The 17,459-nt window shown below is 69.2% G+C and carries 15 protein-coding genes; 2 read left to right on the top strand and 13 right to left on the bottom strand.

Annotated features, from left to right (window positions below; translation table 11 throughout):
* Nucleotides 1–45 precede the first annotated feature (45 nt).
* Together ABZ904_RS03475 and ABZ904_RS03480 are read right to left on the bottom strand one after the other, a co-directional pair.
* On the bottom strand, nucleotides 46–912 hold the full coding sequence (locus ABZ904_RS03475) for an ABC transporter permease (protein WP_359394540.1): 867 nt from the start codon (nucleotides 910–912) through the stop codon (nucleotides 46–48).
* Nucleotides 902–1,717 carry an ABC transporter ATP-binding protein gene (locus tag ABZ904_RS03480; protein WP_359394538.1) on the bottom strand — a complete coding sequence of 272 codons (816 nt, stop codon included), beginning with the start codon at nucleotides 1,715–1,717 and terminating at the stop codon, nucleotides 902–904. The genes ABZ904_RS03475 and ABZ904_RS03480 overlap by 11 nt, the downstream gene beginning before the upstream one ends.
* Nucleotides 1,718–1,878: 161 nt before the next feature.
* Here ABZ904_RS03480 and ABZ904_RS03485 point away from each other — a divergent pair, with 161 nt between their 5' ends.
* Nucleotides 1,879–2,571: a response regulator gene (locus tag ABZ904_RS03485; protein WP_359394535.1), complete on the top strand. Its 693-nt coding sequence runs from the start codon at nucleotides 1,879–1,881 to the stop codon at nucleotides 2,569–2,571.
* Nucleotides 2,572–2,658: 87 nt separating this feature from the next.
* Here the strand turns inward: ABZ904_RS03485 and ABZ904_RS03490 are convergent, their stop codons facing one another.
* The 6 genes from ABZ904_RS03490 to ABZ904_RS03515 all read right to left on the bottom strand — a co-directional run bounded on the left by ABZ904_RS03490 (nucleotide 2,659) and on the right by ABZ904_RS03515 (nucleotide 9,698).
* Nucleotides 2,659–4,251 (bottom strand): cation acetate symporter, encoded by a 1,593-nt coding sequence (locus ABZ904_RS03490; protein WP_361820889.1) that lies wholly within the window; start codon nucleotides 4,249–4,251, stop codon nucleotides 2,659–2,661.
* The gene (locus ABZ904_RS03495; RefSeq protein ID WP_361820892.1) at nucleotides 4,248–4,808 is read right to left on the bottom strand and encodes a DUF485 domain-containing protein; all 561 of its coding nucleotides are present in this window, start codon (nucleotides 4,806–4,808) and stop codon (nucleotides 4,248–4,250) included. The genes ABZ904_RS03490 and ABZ904_RS03495 overlap by 4 nt, the downstream gene beginning before the upstream one ends.
* Before the next feature lie 70 nt (nucleotides 4,809–4,878).
* Nucleotides 4,879–5,562, bottom strand: coding sequence for a response regulator transcription factor (locus tag ABZ904_RS03500; RefSeq protein ID WP_360989663.1), 684 nt, complete (start codon nucleotides 5,560–5,562; stop codon nucleotides 4,879–4,881).
* Complete coding sequence (locus tag ABZ904_RS03505) at nucleotides 5,559–6,710, bottom strand: histidine kinase (RefSeq protein ID WP_361820894.1); 1,152 nt, start codon at nucleotides 6,708–6,710, stop codon at nucleotides 5,559–5,561. Before ABZ904_RS03505 ends, ABZ904_RS03500 begins: the two co-directional genes overlap by 4 nt.
* On the bottom strand, nucleotides 6,707–7,231 hold the full coding sequence (locus ABZ904_RS03510) for a DUF1453 domain-containing protein (protein ID WP_359394524.1): 525 nt from the start codon (nucleotides 7,229–7,231) through the stop codon (nucleotides 6,707–6,709). Before ABZ904_RS03510 ends, ABZ904_RS03505 begins: the two co-directional genes overlap by 4 nt.
* A 346-nt stretch (nucleotides 7,232–7,577) precedes the next feature.
* A complete protein-coding gene (locus ABZ904_RS03515) occupies nucleotides 7,578–9,698 on the bottom strand; it encodes a DNA topoisomerase IV subunit B (protein WP_359394521.1) in 2,121 nt (706 codons plus the stop codon).
* Nucleotides 9,699–10,139: 441 nt separating this feature from the next.
* Between ABZ904_RS03515 and ABZ904_RS03520 the strand changes: the two genes are divergently transcribed.
* Entirely contained in the window at nucleotides 10,140–10,367 is a 228-nt protein-coding gene (locus tag ABZ904_RS03520; protein WP_359394518.1) for a hypothetical protein, read from the top strand.
* A gap of 225 nt (nucleotides 10,368–10,592) precedes the next feature.
* Here the strand turns inward: ABZ904_RS03520 and ABZ904_RS03525 are convergent, their stop codons facing one another.
* The 5 genes from ABZ904_RS03525 to ABZ904_RS03545 all read right to left on the bottom strand — a co-directional run bounded on the left by ABZ904_RS03525 (nucleotide 10,593) and on the right by ABZ904_RS03545 (nucleotide 17,354).
* Nucleotides 10,593–11,411, bottom strand: a complete 819-nt coding sequence (locus tag ABZ904_RS03525) for a serine protease (RefSeq protein ID WP_359394515.1) — start codon at nucleotides 11,409–11,411, stop codon at nucleotides 10,593–10,595.
* 118 nt (nucleotides 11,412–11,529) lie between these two features.
* Nucleotides 11,530–13,080, bottom strand: a complete 1,551-nt coding sequence (locus ABZ904_RS03530) for an RNA polymerase sigma factor (RefSeq protein WP_359394513.1) — start codon at nucleotides 13,078–13,080, stop codon at nucleotides 11,530–11,532.
* A gap of 590 nt (nucleotides 13,081–13,670) precedes the next feature.
* Complete coding sequence (locus ABZ904_RS03535) at nucleotides 13,671–14,558, bottom strand: FadR/GntR family transcriptional regulator (RefSeq protein WP_359394511.1); 888 nt, start codon at nucleotides 14,556–14,558, stop codon at nucleotides 13,671–13,673.
* A 162-nt stretch (nucleotides 14,559–14,720) separates the two neighbouring features.
* On the bottom strand, nucleotides 14,721–16,472 hold the full coding sequence (locus ABZ904_RS03540) for an ATP-binding cassette domain-containing protein (protein ID WP_360989653.1): 1,752 nt from the start codon (nucleotides 16,470–16,472) through the stop codon (nucleotides 14,721–14,723).
* A 123-nt stretch (nucleotides 16,473–16,595) separates the two neighbouring features.
* A complete protein-coding gene (locus ABZ904_RS03545) occupies nucleotides 16,596–17,354 on the bottom strand; it encodes an NUDIX hydrolase (protein WP_359394507.1) in 759 nt (252 codons plus the stop codon).
* Between the last annotated feature and the right edge of the window lie 105 nt (nucleotides 17,355–17,459).

Genomic DNA, 17,459 nt, shown 5'->3' on the forward strand with positions numbered 1-17,459 from the left:
GGCTGCGGGGAAGCCCTCGTGGACCGCGCGGGCCTTGGGGAAGAGTCAGCGATCGGAGTCCGACGGCTTCCAGCGGAAGATGCGGCGCTCCGCGAAGGTGAGCAGCCCTTCGGCCACGAGCGCGACGACGGCGAGGATGGCCATCGCGGCGTACACACCGGCCGCGTTGAACGTGCCCTGTGACTGGGCGACGAGCAGGCCGACGCCCTTGGTGGCCCCGATGTACTCACCGACGATGGCACCGATGAGGGCGAAGCCGAAGCTGACGTGCAGGCTGGTGAAGATCCACGAGGTGGCCGACGGAATGACGACCTGAAGAGTCACCCGCCGGTCGCTGGCACCCAGGATCCGCGCGTTGGAGACCAGATTGCGGTCGACCTCGCGGGCGCCCTGGAAGGCGTTGAAGAAGACCGGGAAGAAGACCAGGACGACGGCCGAGGCCACCTTGGAGGACGGGCCGAGCCCGAACCAGATCACGAAGATCGGGGCGAGGACGATCCTCGGTATGGAGTTGAGCACCTTGATGTACGGGCCGAGGACATCGGCCAGGAAGGCGACCCGCCCCAGCGCGATACCGAAGACCACACCGGCCACCACACCGATGACCCAGCCGAGCAGCGCCTCCTGGAGGGTCACCCAGATCTGCTCGCCGAGCGAGCCGAGCGCCGTGCCGTGGGTGAACCAGGTGTAGATCTGGTCCCAGATCTTCGACGGCATCGAGAAGTTGAACGGGTCGATGACCTCGGCCCGTGACAGCGCCTCCCACAGACCGAGCACGGCGACCAGGAGCGCCACGCGGGCGAGCAGGACGACGACCTTGCGCCTGCGCGCGGCACGCGCGCGGGAGACGGCGCGGTCGGGCCGCTTGGAGGTGTCGACGGAGGCCGACGCGGAGATCACCTCAGGCGACATGGGCGGCACCCCTCTCACGCGTGATGCGGACCTCTTCGCCGAGGGACTCCCAGATCTCGCGGTAGATCTCGATGAACTGCGGCTCCAGGCGCACCGATTCGACCTTGCGCGGCCGGGGCAGATCGATGTCGAAGACCTGCTTCACGGTCGCGGGCCCGGCGGTCATCACCACGACCTTGTCGGCCAGCGCGATCGACTCCTCCAGGTCGTGGGTGACGAAGACGACCGAGGCGCCCGTGCCCTCCCACAGCTCCAGCAGCTCGTCCGACATCAGCGCCCTGGTCTGCACGTCGAGCGCCGAGAAGGGCTCGTCCATCAGCAGGATCTCGGGGTCGTTGACGAAGGTGGCGGCGAGGGCGACACGCTTGCGCTGGCCGCCCGAGAGCTGGTGCGGGTAGCGGTCCTCGAACGCCGCGAGGCCGACCCGGGCCAGCCACTCACGCGCCTTCTGCTTCGCCTCCGCCTTGGGCACACCGCGGAAACGCGGTCCTGCCATGACGTTGGACAGAACCGTGCGCCAGGGGAACGTGGCGTCCTGCTGGAAGACGAAGCCGACCTTGTCCCCGACTCCCGCGACCGGCTCGCCGGCCACCAGAACCTCACCCTCGGTGGGCTCCTCCAGGCCGCTGACCAGGGTCAGGGTCGTGGACTTGCCACAGCCGGTCGGTCCGACCACGGCAACGAACTCGCCGCGTCCGACGGTCAGATCCAGACCCTTTACGGCCGTGTGCAGACCCCCCGACGGGGTCCGGAAGGTTTTGCTCGCGCCCCGTAGCTCGATGGCGGGGCTGCTGTCTGTGCTCATGACCCGGGACCGTAGATGTGGTGCGGGCCACGGCAGGAGTCTTGTGGGCGCAACCCCGACTTCTGCTTGCAAGGGTCTGTTGTGCTCATTTTGCTCGCGCTACAACAGCGGAGCCGAAACACGGGCTTAACGCTCGCCTGGCCTTGAGGGAGAGAGGCCCGATGATTGACGTCCTGGTCGTGGACGACGACTTCCGTGTCGCCGAGATCAACGCCAAGTACGTGGGAAAGGTTCCCGGATTCCGGGTCGCCGCCCGCGCGCACAGCGCTGCCCAGGCGCTCGCGGCGGTCGAACGCGCCCCGATCGACCTGGTCCTGCTCGACCACTATCTGCCCGACCAGACCGGCCTCGAACTGGTCCACCGGATGCGCGAACACGGCCACGGGACGGATGTCATCATGATCACCGCAGCCGGTGATGTGGCCACCGTGCAGGCCGCCATGCGGCTGGGCGCCCTGCACTACCTGGTCAAACCGTTCACCTTCACGGCGCTGCGAACCCGCCTCGACTCCTACGCCGCCCTGCGTCGCACCGTCGACCGTGTCGGCGGCCGAGGCGTGGCAGGTCAGGAGCAGGTCGACCGCATCTTCGGCGCCCTGCGGACCGCTCCGGCGTCCTCGTCCCCCGGCCTGCCCAGCGGTCACTCGGAGCCGACCACGGACCTCATCTGCGATGTGCTGCACCGGGCCGACCAGCCGCTCTCGGCCCACGAGGTGGCTGCCAGAACGGGGCTCAGCCGCTCCACCGCCCAGCGCTATCTGCGTCACCTGGAGCAGGCCGGCCGGCTGCGGCTCTCGTTGAAGTACGGGGACACCGGACGGCCCGAGCACCGGTACGCGTGGGTGGCGCCGTAGGAATCGTGGTCGGCCGGGTCCGGGCCCCGTCGCGGCATCGGTTACCGCCCGTCGCGGGGCCCGTCCGGAATCCGGCTTCGCCGGGCGTCACGCCGCTCCTGCCCCCGTCAGCGACCGCACCTCCGTCTCGGCGTGTTTGGCCGCGTCCGCCGGTTCCGGCGACGTGACCGTGCCGAGCCAGCCCGCGAGGAAACCGAGCGGGATGGAGACGATGCCCGGGTTCTGCAACGGGAAGTACTGGAAGTCGACGGCCGGGAACAGGGATTCGGGGCTGCCCGAGACGACCGGGGACAGCAGCACCAGGCCCAGTGCGGGCAGCAGGCCTCCGTAGACCGACCAGACCGCGCCACGTGTGGTGAAGCTGCGCCAGAACAGCGAGTACATCAGCACCGGCAGGTTCGCGGACGCGGAGACCGCGAAGGCAAGCCCCACCAGGAAGGCCACGTTCAGGTCGCGAGCCAGCAGCCCGAGCCCGATCGCGACCGCACCGATGCCGACCGCGGCGACCCGGGCCACGCGCACTTCGCTGCGCGGCTTGGCGCGACGGCTCCGCAGTGACGCGTACAGATCGTGCGCGACGGCGGCCGAGGAGGCGAGGGTGATACCGGCGACGACCGCGAGGATCGTGGCGAAGGCGATCGCGGCGACCACGGCGAACAAGACCGTTCCGCCCGCCGATTCGGCTCCGCCGCCCAGCTTCAGCGCCAGTAGCGGGACCGCCGTGTTCCCGGCCGAGTTCGACGTTCTGACGGTGTCCGGTCCGACGACGGCGGCTGCGCCGAAGCCCAGCACGATCGTCATCAGGTAGAAGCCTCCGATGAGCCCGACCGACCAGACGACCGAGCGACGCGCCGCGCGAGCGGTCGGCACGGTGTAGAAGCGGGACAGGATGTGCGGCAGTCCGGCCGTACCCAGGATCAGCGCCAGGCCCAGGCTGATGAAGTCGATCCGCGCGTTCCAGCTGCCGCCGTACTTCAGGCCAGGCGCGAGGAACGCCTCGCCGTGCCCGCTGCGCTCCGCCGCCGTCCGCAGCAACGCGTCGACGTTCCCGTGGAAACGCATCAGGACGAGGACGGTCAGCGCGACCGTACCGCCGAGCAGCAGCACGGCCTTGACGATCTGGATCCAGGTGGTGGCCCGCATCCCGCCCAGCGACACATAGATCACCATGAGGGCGCCGACGACGATCACCGTCCACGCTCGCGCCGCCGCACTCGTGCCTCCGAACAGCAACGCGACGAGGCTGCCGGCTCCCACCATCTGTGCCACCAGGTACAGCACGGACACGGTCACCGCGGACGTCCCCGCCGCGATCCGCACCGGCCGCTCGCGCATCCGCGCCGCGACGACGTCCGCCAGCGTGAACCGCCCGCAATTGCCGACCAGTTCGGCGACGAAGAACAGCACCACGAGCCAGGCGACCAGAAAACCCACGACATACAGCAGTCCGTCGTAGCCGAACAGCGCGATCAGCCCGGTGACACCCAGGAAGGAAGCCGCCGACATGTAATCGCCCGCGATGGCAAAACCATTCTCCATCGGAGAGAACAACCGACCGCCCGTATAGAACTCCTCCGCCGACCCACGCCGGTTGCGGCTCACCCATGTGGTGATCGCCAGCGTGATCGCGACGAACACGCTGAACAGCACCAGAGCCAGCGCCTGATGGTGTCCGCTCACCACTCGCCGCCCTTGGCTCCCCGGGTCAGCTCCTGGGTGTTCCAGCGCAGGTCGAGCGCTGCACGATCCCTGCGCAACCGGGCGTCCCGCGCGTACGCCCAGGTGAGCAGAAACGTCGTCAGGAACTGCCCCAGCCCCGCCGGCATCGCCACGTTCACGGCTCCCGCGACCGGCCGTGCCATCAGAGTGGGGGCGGTCTGCGCGGTCACCACATAGCCCACGTACCAGGCGAAGAAGACCACGAACCCTGGAACCACGAATCTCCGATACCTGCTGCGCACCTCCTGGAACGCCGCGCTGCGCTGTACCTCCAGATAGACGTCGCCCACTCGGGCGGTGGCTTCACCGGCGCGCGCGGGCGGTACCGCAGGAGCGGGAGCACCGGTGCCGTCCAGTTCGCCCCAGCCGGAGGCGAGCGCGTCGTACCAGGGGTCGTCGTGCCTCAGGCGTCCAGCCGCCTCCGCCGCTGCTGGGGCCGGGTCTCTGCCTCCCTGCTGCTCGACCGGACTGTCGGGACCGCCCTTGTCCCCGAAGGGACGACCATTGCTTGACTTCATGCCCAAGGATGGACAGGCCGGGAAGACCCCCGACTCTTCTTCTCGGGGCTCTTCACCCCATCAGGTGACCTCACTGCGAGGGCGGTCGCACCAGGCCTTTTGCGTACGCGTAACGGACCGCCCGAGCACGGTCTTTGAGCCCTGCCTTGGCGAAGAGATTGTTGATGTGGGTCTTCACGGTGGCCGTGGAGACATGCAGCCGGCGCGCGATCTCCTGGTTGGTCAGCCCCTCGGCGATCAGTACGAGCACCTCCGTCTCCCGCACGGTGAGCCCGTCCGGTGCCTCAGCGACCGGGGCCGGCTCCCGCTCCGGCTCCGACAACCGCTCCAGCAGCCGTCGCTGGATGCTCGGCGAGAGGCCTGCGCCCCCGGACAGGACACTCCGCACGGCCCGGACGATCTCGTCGCCACCCGCGTCCTTGGTGAGATAGCCGCGCGCACCCGCCCTGAGCGCAGGGAACAGCGACTCGTCGTCCGCGAAGGTGGTGAGCACGACGACCTGGGTGCCGGGGTGCTCGGCACGGATGCGCCGTGTCGCCTCCACGCCGTCGCAGCGCGGCATGCGCAGGTCCATCAGCACCACGTCCGGGGTCAGGTCGGCGACGAGCCGGACCGCGTCCTCCCCGTCCCCAGCGGCGCCGACTACCTCGATACCGGGGAGCAGCCCGAGCAGCATCACGATGCCCTCGCGCACCACCGTCTGGTCGTCCGCCACCACGACCCGGGCCGGCTTGCCGCCCTCCTCCTCCGTCATACGGGTACCTTCAACGTCACCACGAATCCTTCCTCGCCCGGCCCCGCCTCCAACGAGCCGCCGAGCAACTCGGCACGCTCGCGCATGCCCAGCAGACCGTACCCGGCCCCCGACCCGGTCAATTCGCCCGGCGATCCGCCCGAGTCGCGGACGTTCAACATCACTTGGTGCTCGTCGAACTCCAGCCGTATGTGCACTCTGGCGCCCGGTGCATGCTTGCGGACGTTCGTCATGGCCTCCTGCGCGACCCTGCGGACGGCCTGCGAAGTCTCGGCGGTCAGTGGCCTGCGCTCACCCGAGATGGTGACGTCCGCTCCGTCCTCCGTGGCGACGAGCTCACTGAGGAACTCCTCCACAGGGGACATCTCGCCGCGCAGTGCGGAGAGCGCCTGCCGGGTCTCGGCGAGTCCCTCCCTGGCCATGCCCCGGGCCGCCACGACCCGTTCGAGGATCTTGTCCCGGTCGCCTTCCCTCTCTATCAGCAGCCTGGCCGCCTCCAGATGCACGAGCTGTGCCGAGAGGCTGTGCGCCAGCACGTCGTGGATCTCCCGTGCGATCCTGGTCCGCTCCGCCAGGGCCGCCGACTCAGCCTCGGCCGCACGCGCCGCCCGTTCCTGAGCGAGCAGCCGCAAGGCGCTGCCACGTGCTTCGGCGTCCAGGCGCAGCACATACCCGGCCAGGGCGATACCGACCGCGGTGACCACGGTGGTCAGCCGGCCGTCATTGGTGACCGCGGCATAGGCCCCCAGTCCTGTGGCGGCGACGGGGAGCGCTGCGGCCAGGGGCAGCCGCTCCATGGAGCAGACGGCGCACCCGCACCAGAGCACAAGGGCCGGGACACGCAGACCAGTGGTGTAGGCGACCAGCGCCAGTCCGAGGAGCAGGGAGATCAGGGCGACCGAGGAGGGCAGCCGATTGCGGAAGGTGGTCCGGAAGAAGGCCCAGACCAGCAACCCGCACAGCACCACCCCGGCCGCCGCCGCGACGTTGCCCCACGCGGGCAGGCCGCTGCTCGCGAAGGTCGTCCAGAGGAGCATTCCGAGGGCGAAGAGCCGGCCGGCCCGGCCGAGCATGCGCCGGGCCGCGGAGACTCCCGCACGGGACAGTGCTTCCCGGGAGGGCCAGCTCGTCCACAGGTTCTCCGTCACACACGCTCCTTCCCTGCGCGCCTGAATGCGCCGTCACCGTACGCCGTGGCCGGACTGGCCGCGGGAGTGAGGGACTGCGCACGCCAGACCAGGATCCCGGAGCGAACCAGCAGGGTGCCGGCGAGGCCGAGCAGCAGCGTGGAGCTCTCCTGGTGGACGCCCAGGTACGCCCCGAACGCGAAGAGGCCTACCCGCAGGGCGATGCCCGCGATCCAGACGGCCGCGCTCGCCTTGGTGCTCGTGCTCCACACGGCACCGTCCGCCCCCACCCATATACGGCTGGTCCAGGCCCAGCCTGCCCCGATGGCGAGGCCCACGAGCACCTCGGTGCCGAGCAGCAGGGCCGACTCCGCACGGTGCTGAGCATCGAGTACGCCGGGCTCGCGCAGCGCCAGGACGGTCAGAATCACGGGCACGAGCCACCAGCGCCGCTCGGTGTCGATCCGGCGCGCGCGGAACTGGCGGACGATCACCAGGGCGGCCACGGCCACGATCACCAACGCGTTGACGAGCCCGGACATCGCAGCCTCCGTGTGCGGAAGGGGAGATGTCGACGGCGAGTGCTGTCGACGCCTTCGACGCTACGGAAAAGCGCAGGTCGGCTGATCGGAGCCTGGGTGGATCACGGGTGGAAACCGCGACGCTCTCCGTCTCCACCCGGGGGTGGAGAATCCCTGCGGGCAGGCGGTGACACCGGCCCTCACACTGGGCTCCGCTGTGACACGTGGCCGGGGCAGGCCCACAAACCGACGGACAGCGCCCGGCAACCGGCGCCCCAGCGCGGGCTCAGCCGACGGACGCCGCGCACGAACACGGCGGACACCACCCCGGTGTGCCGGGCGGCGGGGCGGCCGCCCGGCACACCGTCTACGCGTCGATGCGCGACCGGTCCAGCGTCGCCGCGGAGCTGGAGATGAACTCCTTGCGCGGCGCCACGTCGTTGCCCATCAGCAGGTCGAACACCTGCTCGGCACCCTCGAGGTCGGAGAGGTTGATCCGGCGCAGGGTGCGGTGGCGCGGGTCCATCGTGGTCTCGGCCAGCTGGTCGGCGTCCATCTCACCGAGGCCCTTGTAGCGCTGGATGGAGTCCTTGTACCGGATGCCCTTGCTCTGGAATTCCAGGAGTTTGTCGCGCAGCTCGCGATCCGAGTACGTGTAGACGTACTTGTCCTGGCCCTTCTTCGGCTGGATGATCTCGACCCGGTGCAGCGGCGGCACCGCGGCGAACACCCGGCCCGCCTCGACCATGGGCCGCATGTAGCGGTGGAAGAGAGTCAGCAGCAGGGTGCGGATGTGGGAACCGTCCACATCGGCGTCGGTCATCATGATGATCTTGCCGTAGCGGGCCGCGTCGATGTCGAAGGTCCGGCCCGATCCGGCCCCTATGACCTGGATGATCGCGCCGCACTCGGCGTTCTTCAGCATGTCCGTGACGGACGACTTCTGGACGTTGAGGATCTTGCCGCGGATCGGGAGCAGCGCCTGGAACTCGGAGTTCCGGGCGAGCTTCGCCGTGCCGAGCGCGGAGTCGCCCTCCACGATGAACAGCTCGCTGCGGTCGACGTCGTCGCTGCGGCAGTCGGCGAGCTTGGCGGGCAGCGAGGAGGACTCAAGAGCCGTCTTCCGGCGCTGCGCGTCCTTGTGCTGGCGGGCCGCGATGCGCGTCCGGGCCGCGGCGACGACCTTCTCCAGGACGACGCGGGCCTGCTGGGCGGCGTCACGCTTCGTGGAGGTCAGGAAGGCCTTGAGCTCCTTGGCGATCACGGTGCCCACGATGCGGCGGGCCGCCGAGGTGCCGAGGACCTCCTTGGTCTGGCCCTCGAACTGCGGCTCGGCCAGGCGCACGGTGACGACCACGGTGAGCCCCTCGAGGGCGTCGTCCTTGGCGACGTCGTCCTCGGCGACGCGCAGCATCTTCTTGGCGCGCAGCACCTCGTTCATCGTCCTGGTGACGGCCTGCTCGAAGCCCGCGACATGGGTACCGCCCTTGGGGGTGGCGATGATGTTGACGAACGACCTGAGCGTCGTGTCGTAGCCGGTCCCCCAGCGCATCGCGACGTCGACGCCCAGCTCCCGGGTGACCTCGGTGGGCGTCATCTGCCCGTGGTCGTCCAGGACGGGGACCGTCTCCTTGAACGTGCCCTGTCCGGAGAAGCGGAGGACGTCGCACACCGGCTTGTCGCTCGCCAGGTACTCGCAGAACTCGCTGATGCCGCCGTCGAAGCGGAAGGACTCCTCGCCCTTGCTCCCGCCCTCACCGAGCCCGTACTCGTCACGGACGACGATGGTGAGGCCCGGTACCAGGAACGCGGTCTGGCGGGCGCGCTGGTGCAGCGTCTCCAGGGAGAGCTTGGCGTCCTTGAGGAAGATCTGGCGGTCGGCCCAGTAGCGCACACGCGTGCCGGTACGGGTCTTGGGGAGCTTCTTGGTCTTGCGCAGACCGCTCGTCGCCTCGAACTTCGCGTCGGGGCCGTCACTCGCGAAGGCACCGGGGACGCCGCGGCGGAAGCTGATCGCGTGCGTGTGCCCATTGCGGTCGACCTCGACGTCCAGGCGTGCGGAGAGCGCGTTCACCACGGAGGCGCCGACGCCGTGCAGACCACCGGACGCCGCGTACGAGCCACCGCCGAACTTGCCGCCGGCGTGCAGCTTGGTCATCACGACCTCGACACCGGACAGTCGGGTCTTGGGCTCCACGTCGACCGGGATACCGCGGCCGTTGTCCCGGACCTCCACCGAGCCGTCGTCGTGCAGGATCACCTCGATGTGATCGCAGTAGCCGCCCAGGGCCTCGTCGACGGAGTTGTCGATGATCTCCCAGAGGCAGTGCATCAGGCCCCGGCTGTCGGTCGAGCCGATGTACATGCCAGGGCGCTTGCGGACGGCTTCCAGGCCTTCGAGGACGAGGAGGTGCCGCGCGGTGTAGTTGGAGCCGTCCCCTGCTCCTGTCAGCAGCGCTGTGGACGGCACGGACGTGTCGGCGGTCACGCGGTTCGCTCCTCGCTGAATTACTGGTGGGGCCCTTTGGGGTGCGGGCCGGCTTCGGTTGCCGGTCCGAGGGTACCGAGGCCTGGTAGGGCCGTTGTAACGCCACCCTCGTCATGAACTCAGACTAGTCCAGAGTCGCACGAGCGTTCGATCCCCTCGAGGAGGTGAAGTACATATCACGTTCCCTTCGAGGCATGAACCATTTAGCCTCGGGGCACGTCCTCATCCACAACCGGCAACCCGGCCGGGAGGGCGGACAACCGATAAAAAGCGCGAACCCGTACGACACAAGAGACGTAATACGGCACATTCGCCGCCAACCGGCAGCAGACAACCGTCTTGGAAAGAATCTTTCGAGGTGAAGCCGCGAGCGGGAACGTTTTCGGCCTGGTTGGATGTTGACCCTGGTACGACAGCTCGTCGAGCTAGAGAAGAGGCGACGTGACTACTGTTCTGACCCCCACGAGCCCGCTGACGGCCGCGGACCGCTGCGACCGTTGCGGCGCCCAGGCGTACCTGCGCGTCGTCCTCCTGAGCGGCGGAGAACTGCTCTTCTGCGCCCACCACGGCCGCAAGTTCGAGCCGGAACTCAAGAAGATCGCCGCTGAGATACAGGACGAGACGGAACGGCTGACCGTTCCGACGAGCGGACCCGACGAGGAACGCTGACACCTCGCGCGACGAGCCGACACCGGCGCCGAGGCCGGTGAACGGGCGGCCCCTCCCCTCACAGGGAGTGGCCGCCCGTACTCGTACCGCACTCCCCGGGCGGCGCCCTCAGGACGCCCGCCCGGTCATCGTGCTCAGCCGCTCCTCGCCCGGCCATCGCTGCCGACTGCCCCCAGGGGCAGTGAGCACACGAGCGCCGGGCTCCCGGCGCGCGGACCGCCGTCCTCAGTGGCCGGCGTTCAGCGTGCTGACGACCTCCGAGACCCGGGTGTAGACCCCGGGGCTCCCCGGCTGCCCGCAGCCGCTTCCCCAGGACACCAGACCGATCAGGCGACCCTGGGCGACCAGCGGTCCCCCGCTGTCCCCCTGGCAGGCGTCGCGCCCGCCCTGGGGCTGGCCGGCACAGAGCATCGAAGCACGCAGGTACTTCCCGTCCAGACCGCCGGGATACGCCTGCTCGCACGTCGTGTCCGGGAGAACCTGCAGGTTCGCCCCTCGCAGACTGCGCGCATAGTCGGCGTCCCCGGTGGCGTCGCCCCAGCCGTACACGGTCGCCGCCGTACCCGGTGCATAGGCCGGGTCTCCGGCTGCCGCCATGGGGATGACCGAAGTCGCGGGTAGTGGGGAGGCGAGCGTGAGTACGGCGAAGTCACCGGCATTCGTGTAGCTGTTGTATGCCGGATTGACCCGAGTCGCGGTCACCGGGATTTCCGAGCCCTGGCTGGACAGCAGGTCCGTGCGCCCCGCGATGACCTTGAGGTCCCGTACCTGCCCTGGTGGTGCCCCCAGGACGGTCGTACTCATGCAGTGAGCCGCGGTCACGACCGTGGAACGGCTTACCGCGACTCCTCCGCAGAACTGTCCCGCACGCGTACCTCCGAACCGGTCACGGCTGGAGAGGGCGACGGTCCAAGGACTATGTGAGATGTCGACCGGGAAGCCTCCGATGACGACGTTGTCCGCCGTCGCGGGAGCGGGAGAAGCCAGCGGTATCAAGGCTGCTGCCGCTCCGACGGCCAGCGATCGGGCGAGGTGGCGACGCATGGGCTCTCCTCACTGTCAGATGATCATAGAACACCCACAGTGATCCAGTTCCCCGCATCACGCACACGCAAGGGGCCGGTTCCCACGGAACCGGCCCCTCAACGGCTACGGCCAAGGACTAGTCGAGGTAGTCGCGCAGCACCTGGGAGCGCGACGGGTGACGCAGCTTCGACATCGTCTTGGACTCGATCTGGCGGATGCGCTCGCGGGTGACCCCGTACACCTTGCCGATCTCGTCGAGGGTCTTCGGCTGACCGTCGGTGAGACCGAAGCGCATGGAGACGACGCCCGCCTCGCGCTCGGAAAGGGTGTCGAGCACGGAGTGCAGCTGCTCCTGGAGAAGCGTGAAGCTGACTGCGTCCGCAGGGACGACAGCCTCGGAGTCCTCGATGAGGTCGCCGAACTCGCTGTCGCCGTCCTCACCCAGCGGGGTGTGCAGGGAGATGGGCTCACGGCCGTACTTCTGGACCTCGATGACCTTCTCGGGGGTCATGTCGAGTTCCTTGGCCAGCTCCTCCGGGGTGGGCTCGCGGCCCAGGTCCTGCAGCATCTGGCGCTGAACACGTGCGAGCTTGTTGATGACCTCGACCATGTGCACCGGGATACGGATGGTGCGGGCCTGGTCGGCCATGGCGCGGGTGATCGCCTGACGGATCCACCAGGTGGCGTACGTGGAGAACTTGTAGCCCTTGGTGTAGTCGAACTTCTCGACCGCACGGATCAGACCGAGGTTGCCCTCCTGGATGAGGTCCAGGAAGAGCATGCCGCGGCCGGTGTAGCGCTTGGCCAGCGAGACCACCAGACGGAGGTTGGCCTCCAGAAGGTGGTTCTTGGCGCGGCGGCCGTCCTCGGCAATGATCTCCAGCTCACGCTTGAGCTTGGGGGCGAGCTTGTCGGCGTTGGCCAGCTTGTCCTCGGCGAAGAGGCCGGCCTCGATGCGCTTGGCGAGCTCGACCTCCTGCTCGGCGTTGAGCAGCGGGACCTTGCCGATCTGCTTCAGGTAGTCCTTGACCGGGTCGGCGGTGGCACCGGCCGCGGCGACCTGCTGGGCGGGCGCATCGTCCTCGTCCTCGTCAGAGAGCACGAAGCCGGCGTTCTCGGTGCCCTCGGGCTCGTCGCCGCCCTTGACAGGGGCCTCTTCAAGGACTTCCTCTTCGACCAGTTCGGCGTCGTCCTTCTTGCCACCGGTCGTCTTCTTGGCCGGAGCCGCCTTCTTGGCGACGGCCTTCTTGGCGACCGCCTTCTTGGCGGTCGTCTTCTTGACAGCGGTCTTCTTGGCGGGCGCGTCCTCAGCCGGGTCGTCGGCCACGAGCGGGGGCACAGCCTCGGCTGCCGGGGCGGGGGCGGGCGCCTTCTTGGCGGCCCCCGTCTTCGCCGCGACGGTCTTGGTGGCGGTGCGCTTGGCCGGACTCTTCGCTGCGACGCTCTTGCGGGTGCGCTTGGGCTCTGCGGCACTGACCATCAGCGTCACACCCTCTTCCTCGAGGATCTGGTTGAGGCTGCGCAGTACGTTCTTCCACTGAGTGGCCGGAATCTGGTCAGCTTCGAAGGCCCGACGCACATCGTCGCCGGCGATCTGCCCCTCAGCCTTTCCCCGCTCAATAAGAGCCATGACAGAGACGGACTCGGCGATCTCCGGCGGGAGCGTACGGGATGTGCTGGCCGACACGAACAACCTCTCGGAACGTTGGAAAACGGCTTCCGGCCCCTTCCATGACGGACAGGAGCCGACCGCCGGCTTGGGGATGGGCCGACGGCGCGGGCGGGGGCCGGGAAGTTGAACAGCGCCGTGACCGGCGTCCGTATTCCCTCCTCGGCTGTCACCTCTTAGGTCATCGCACAGTTCCGTAGAGCGTTACGCCCAATCTGCGTGGCCCGGGTCACACCCCGTAACCGCTCAAAAACGTCCAGATACGGGCAGAGGAGGTCGTCGATCTCATCCCTGCTGCCCCTTCTCGTAAAGGGCACACGCTCTGTCATGCCCCGGAATCGGTGCCCCACACAGCCCCGCGCAGAGAATCCATGACGAGCTCGTGAACGCACGACCGCATCGGATCATCGACATCCGCCGGATCGTCCATGACGGCGGCGCGAGCGGAGGCCGGCGGCACCATGATCTCCGTCGGACTCCGCCGGGTCCCGGGAGGATCCGACGGAGTCCGACGGCGGATGAACGGCACTACACGGTCTCCCGGCCGCGCGGACCGGGTGCCGGCCGGCGAGGGCGCCTGCCCAAGATCGCACCCCCCGAGAGTGCGGTCAGTGCTCGCGCGGCGAGGGCACCACGCGCTCCACCTCGGGTTGGACGGTGAGCAGTTGACGCATGGCCCCTTCGGCGGCCGCCCCGTCGCCCGAGGCGAGCGCGTCGACGATGCGGGCGTGCTGGCTCAGCGAGGCGTCGTTCGGGCGGTCACAGCCGGTGACCGGGCCACCGGAGACCTGGAGGGCGGCCGAGACGATGCCGGAGAGGTGCTCCAGCATGCGGTTGCCCGCGACCTGGATGAGCAGCGAGTGGAACTCCGCGTCGGCGCGCGAGAACGTCAGGGAGTCTCCCTGCGCCATGGCGTGGCTCATGATCTCGACCATGTCACCGAGCCGCTGCTGCACCTCCTCGCGTCCGTGACCGGCGGCGAGACGTGCGGCGAGGGGCTCGATGGTCCACCGGAGCTCACTGAGCTCGCGACGCTGGTCGTCGCGCTGCGGCCCGAAGGCCCGCCACTCGATGATGTCCGGGTCGAGCAGGTTCCAGTCGCTCACGGGGCGCACACGCGTACCGACGTTCGGGCGGGCGCTGACCAGGCCCTTTGCCTCGAGAACGCGCAGCGACTCACGGACGACGGTACGGGACACCTCGAAGCGCTGGCCGATCTCCTCGGGGACCAACGGGCGGTCGGCGCCCAGGTCACCGGAGACGATCATCTGGCCGAGCTGCTGGACGAGTTGGCCGTGCAGTCCGCGTCCGCGGCTGCCCGCGGCGCGCCGGCCGACGCGGCCCAGTTCGGGGTCCGCGGCCTCCCAGGAAGGTGTGCCCACGCGGTCGGGGGCGGGTGCCTCGGCGTAGGGGTAGCGGTCGAGTTCGCCCGGTCCGGCCAGGCCGGAGTCTGTTGAGCGGGCGGCGGTCATCATGGTGTGCGCAAGGGTACTCACGGATCCTTTGTCGGCGCCCTCTCCAACTCCCTTGAGGTCTTTGGTGAAAAGCACACGAAAGGGTGATCGCTCACCCCGTCGCAATTGACGCCTTATCGGAAAGAAATGGGCGTGTCTTGGGGAAGTTGCGGACACAGGGGAACCGATGGTGACGGAGCGCCGTCATCGGACCCTGCCGCGCAGGGTGGTGAGCAGATAGGCACAGAGCAGGGCAATCAAGGACAAAGCGAGCGCAGCACCCACGGGTTGAGCGATCACATGCGTCGCGGCAGCCAGATATCGATCCGCACCGAACGGCAACCGCACGAGTGTGAGCTCGGGCATCTGTGCGGCAGAGCCCTCCGAGGTCTGCGCGGGCGGTCCCTTCAGCACCTTCTGCAGGAGGGGTGCGACGACCACGGGCACCGCGAGCACCGCGGCCAGCCCGGCCGTGGTGGACCGGAAGATGCCGGCGGCGAGCACACCGGTCCAGGCGCAGCCGACGACGAACCCGCACCAACTGACGCCGAGAGGGAGCCACTCAGCGGGAACCCGGGCAACCTCCTGCCCATAGACGACATGGAGAAACCCGAAGGCGCAGCCGACGGTGAGGACGGCAAGGAGCAGCGCCATCGCCCCGGAGACCAGGAGTTTGGCGGCGAGCAGTCCCAGGCGGCGGGGAACGGTTCCACGGTCCGCGGCCAGGGCGGGGTGGCGGAACTCATCGCCGAAGGCGACGGCGCCGAGCAGTCCCGCGCCGAGCGCTGCGGGCGGCAGCGGAAGTACCTGCGGCCAGGCGGCCAGCAGGCGGCCCACCGTGGTGTGCCCGGCGCGAGCGAGGACCACGGCGACGAGAACGGAGGAGAGCAGCGCGAGGGCCGCGGTGAGGTACGTGGTGCCGATTCCGGCGGCGCGGCGCAGTTCGTAATGCACGGGGCGCAGGGGGCCGGGCACGGCCCGGACGTCGACGGGCGGCGGCAGCGGGGCCGGGTCGTCCGCCTCCAGCGGCTCGGCCGGCCGCGACGAGGACGGGAGCGGGGCGGCTTCGGCGCCGGCGCCCGGCCCCATATCGCCGACCTCATCAGCCAGTTGATGAACGAGCACCCCGTGCCGGAAAGCGGTCTCACCGACCTCGGCGCACGTACTTCCGTACACCGACAGCCGGTTGCCGTCCTCGTGGACGACTTCCAGAGAACGCCGCGCCGTTCTCGCCTCCTTGGTGAGCAGTGTGCCGAGCCGGGCTGCGTGCGGACTGCGGACGACGACGCGGGGTCGCAGCCGAGTGCGGGCGAAGTCGGCGGCCGCCTGGTCGGCGACGAGCCGGCCCTTGTCGAGCGTGACGATGTGATCGGCGGTGCGTGCGGCCTCCTTCGGGTCGCCGGTGGAGAACAGGACAGTGCCGCCCTGGGCTGCGTGCGCACGCAGCGTGCCGTGCAGCCAGCGGCCCTCGCGAGCGGAGAGTCCGCCCACGGGGTCGTCCAACACCAGCGTGTGCGGGTCTGCGAGGAGGGCGCAGGCCAGCCCGAGGCGACGGTCCATGCCGCGCGAGAGCGTGCCGAGCCTCTCGTTGCGCAAGCCGGTCAGTCCGACCACCTCGAGGACTTCGTCGGCGCGGCGCACCGGCACCCCCGCGGCGCAGCACAACATGCGCAGTTGCCCGCGGACCGTGCGCGCGGGATGGCCGGGGACGTCGCCGAGGAGGACTCCCACTTCGCGCGAGGGGTGGGCGATGCGGTGCAGCGGACGACCCCGGAAGTAGGTGATGCCTCGGCCCGGTTGGAGTTCCAGCATGAGCCTGAGCGCCGTCGACTTGCCTGCGCCGGGACCTCCGAGGAGAGCGGTGACGTGGCCTGCGTGCGCCTCGAAGGAGACGTCGTCGACAGCGGGCGGAAGGTCCCTGCGGGAGATGCTGGTCAGTCCGATCGCCTGGATCACTCGAAGCAAGATAGCGCGATATATCCGCTTTTTCGGTCATCTTGGCGCCGCATCGACGCCTACTTCGTCCGCTTCAGACACGTGCCCACAGCAGCCCGTCGCACGGACTGCGTCGGACGACGTTCAGACCTCGGGACGCAGCATCGGCGGGTTGAGCAGTGTGGCTCCTCCGGCACGGAACAGCTGTGCCGGGCGACCGCCTTGGCGGGTCGTCGTGCCGCCCGTGGGAACCAGGAAGCCGGGTGTGCCAGTCACCTTGCGGTGAAAGTTGCGCGGATCGAGCGCCACACCCCATACCGCCTCATAGACGCGGCGCAGCTCGCCGACAGTGAACTCGGGCGGGCAGAAGGCGGTGGCCAGCGACGAGTACTCGATCTTGGAACGGGCGCGCTCGACACCATCCGCCAAAATCTGCGCATGATCGAAGGCGAGCGGCGCCGCCTGCTCCCCCTCCCTGCCGTAGCCGCCCTGCTGCAACAGCTCCTCCACGGGCGCCCAACGGGCGCTGTTGGCGTCGCCGCCCGCACGTGGCGCAGGCAGATCGGGAGCAAGCGCGAGATGGGCGACGCTCACGACTCTCATCCGCGGATCCCGCTTGGGGTCGCCGTACGTGGCCAGCTGCTCAAGGTGGGCGCCGTTGTCCTGCACCGGAACGGACGGGTCGTGGGCGCACAGCCCCGTCTCCTCGGCCAGCTCGCGTGCCGCGGCCTGCGCCAGATCCTCGTCCACCCGTACGAAGCCGCCCGGAAGCGCCCACCGGCCCTGAAACGGCGGCTCGCCCCTTCGGACCGCCAGCGCACAGAGGGCATGGCGGCGCACGGTCAGCACGACCAGGTCCACGGTGACGGCGAAGGGCGGAAAGGCTGACGGGTCGTAGGGCATGTCGCGATCATAGTCGTCTGCCTGACGATAAACACTCCCTTCGGCAACCGCTTCGACGGTTGATCCACTCCCGATCGCCACAGGTCTCATCGACGACCACCGTCC

It is taken from the genome of Streptomyces sp. NPDC046900 (assembly GCF_040644975.1).
In the GTDB taxonomy this organism is placed as follows: Bacteria; Actinomycetota; Actinomycetes; order Streptomycetales; family Streptomycetaceae; genus Streptomyces.

Excerpts from the sequence above, each read along its gene's own strand:
- ABZ904_RS03485 (WP_359394535.1), top strand. The coding sequence starts at position 1,879 with ATGATTGACGTCCTGGTCGTGGACGACGACTTCCGTGTCGCCGAGATC.
- ABZ904_RS03480 (WP_359394538.1), bottom strand. The coding sequence starts at position 1,717 with ATGAGCACAGACAGCAGCCCCGCCATCGAGCTACGGGGCGCGAGCAAA.
- ABZ904_RS03525 (WP_359394515.1), bottom strand. The coding sequence starts at position 11,411 with ATGCGTCGCCACCTCGCCCGATCGCTGGCCGTCGGAGCGGCAGCAGCC.
- ABZ904_RS03545 (WP_359394507.1), bottom strand. The coding sequence starts at position 17,354 with ATGCCCTACGACCCGTCAGCCTTTCCGCCCTTCGCCGTCACCGTGGAC.
- ABZ904_RS03510 (WP_359394524.1), bottom strand. The coding sequence starts at position 7,231 with ATGTCCGGGCTCGTCAACGCGTTGGTGATCGTGGCCGTGGCCGCCCTG.
- ABZ904_RS03475 (WP_359394540.1), bottom strand. The coding sequence starts at position 912 with ATGTCGCCTGAGGTGATCTCCGCGTCGGCCTCCGTCGACACCTCCAAG.
- ABZ904_RS03500 (WP_360989663.1), bottom strand. The coding sequence starts at position 5,562 with ATGACGGAGGAGGAGGGCGGCAAGCCGGCCCGGGTCGTGGTGGCGGAC.
- ABZ904_RS03495 (WP_361820892.1), bottom strand. The coding sequence starts at position 4,808 with ATGAAGTCAAGCAATGGTCGTCCCTTCGGGGACAAGGGCGGTCCCGAC.